General features: G+C 71.5%; 1 protein-coding gene. It reads right to left on the minus strand.

The window, feature by feature from the left end; genetic code table 11:
• Positions 1-4 precede the first annotated feature (4 nt).
• Entirely contained in the window at positions 5-1,840 is a 1,836-nt protein-coding gene (locus tag ACFWTC_RS38785; protein WP_384030698.1) for a S8 family serine peptidase, read from the minus strand.
• Between the last annotated feature and the right edge of the window lie 377 nt (positions 1,841-2,217).

Raw genomic sequence — 2,217 nt, forward strand, 5'->3', positions numbered from 1 at the left:
GGGTCTAGAAGGTGAGGTTCCAGGCGTCGATGGTGCCGGTGTCGCCGTTGGCGTTGTCGTTGACGCGGAGTTTCCAGGTGCCGTTGGCGGTTTCGGTGGCGGCGTTGACGGTGTAGGTCTGGTTGATGTTGTCGGTGGTGCCGCCGGTGCGGTTGTGGAGGGTGTAGATGCTGCCGTCGGGGGCGATGAGGTCGATTTTGAGGTCGCCGGTGTAGGTGTGGGCGATGGTGACGCCGGCTTTGAGGGTGGCGGGGGCGTTGCCGGTGATTCCGGTGACGGTGATGGGGCTTTCGATGGTGGTGTTGTCGTTGATGGGGTAGTTGGTGGTGTTCTGGAAGGTGGGGGTGGTGGGGGTGGTGGTGAGGGCGTTGACGGTGGCGGTGGCGTCGGCGAGGCCGGTGCCGCAGCCGCCGGTGCAGGTTCCGGCCAGGGGGCGGGCGTTGGTCTTGATGGCCGCTTCGGTCTGGGCGGGGGTCAGGGTGGGCTTGGCCGCGAGGAGGAGGGCTGCGAGGCCCGCGATGTGGGGGGCGGCCATGCTGGTGCCCTGGTAGGGCTTGTAGTTCTCGGTGGCGGGGGTGGTGGTGCCGGTGTTGAGGGTGGAGAGGATGCCGTTTTCGGGGGTGGTGACGGTGCCGGGGGTGTCGGTGGCGCGGCGGGTTTCACCGCCGGGGGCGGCGACGTCGATGGTGCTGCCGTAGTTGGAGTAGAAGGAGCGGTCGCCGGTGCGGTTGCTGGCGGCGACGTTGATGACGTTGTTGCAGCTGGCGGGGGAGAACCCGGCGGCGTCGGCGTTGCTGTTGCCGGCGGCGACGACGACGGTCGTGCCGCGTCCCACGGCGGCGTTGATGGCGTTCTGGTAGCTGGTGCCGCAGGTTCCGGAGCCGCCGAGGCTCATGTTGATGACCTTGGCGGGGGTGGCGTTGGCGGGGACGCCGGGGACGGTGCCGCCGGAGGCCCAGGTGATGGCGTCGACGATGTCGGAGGTCGCGCCGCCGCACTTGCCGAGCACGCGGACGGGCTGGATCTTGGCGTTGTAGGCGATGCCGGCGATGCCCTTGCTGTTGCCGGTGGCGGCGGCGATGGTGCCGGCGACGTGGGTGCCGTGCCAGGAGGAGTCGCTGGCCTTGGAGGTGGCGCTGCATTCTGCGGCGGCGCTCCAGTCGCCCTGGTCGGCGGGGTTGTTGTCGCGGCCGTTGCCGTCGCGGGCGGCGGTGGCGCTGGTGATGAAGTCGTAGCCGGCGACGGTGTTGGCGGCGAGGTCGCTGTGGGCGGCGTGGCCGGTGTCGATGACGGCGACGGTGACGCCGTTTCCGGTGGTCTTGTCCCAGGCGGCGGGGACGTTCATGCCGGCGGTGGGCTCGAAGAGGTCCCACTGCTTGGTGTAGTCGGTGTCGTTGGGGGTGGTGGCGAGGGCGTAGGCGCGGGTGTCGGGTTCGACGTAGGCGACGTCGGGGTCGGCGCGGAACTGGGCGATGACGTCGGCGGCGTCGGCGGGGGCGGTGGCCTGGCCGAGGCTGACGAGGGCGGCTCCGGTGCCCAGGCGGCGGTCGAAGGCCGCCTTCTTGCCGGCTTTTCTGCTCTTGGCGGCCGCGTCGGTGGCGGCGGCGGTGTTGGAACTGGCTTCGCTGGCGGAGGGCTTGTATCCGACGATGAGGTTCTCCACCGGCGCGGCCGCAGCCGCTGCCGCGGCGGCTGCGGCGGCTGCGGCGGCTGCGGCGGCTGCGGGGGTGTCGGTGGGGGCGGGGGTGTCGGCGGCGGCCACGGTGGCGGTGGCGGTGCCGGCGAGGAGGGTGGCGGAGATCGCCACGACGGATATGAGCCTGCGTCTCGTTGCGTGCACGGTTGTTCCCTTTCGCGGGCCGTTTCCGGGCAGGCCGGTGCGGCCGGTCGGTGCATGTGGGAGGTGTGGGGCGGGGCGGTGGGGGACCGGGGCGGGGTGGTCGGTTCCGTCCCGGTCTCCGCCGTGTGCCGTTTCGTCCCGTCCGCCCGCCGGGGTGGGCGTCGCACGGTGGTCGGGGCGTGGGCGGTACCGGTTCTGGTCCTGTTGGGGGGTGGTTGCGGCTCCACGGTTCGTGTGGGGTGGGTGTGGGGCCGCGGGGTTCCGACAGGGGGATCGCCGGTGGGCAGACAGTAGGCAACGCGGAGGTGAACCCGATACGGGGAAAACCCTTGTCCGAACCCCCCTGCCACCCCCACCACCACCCACAGGGAGGGGGC

The sequence above is a fragment of the Streptomyces sp. NPDC058619 genome (assembly GCF_042717785.1).
GTDB lineage: Bacteria > Actinomycetota > Actinomycetes > Streptomycetales > Streptomycetaceae > Streptomyces.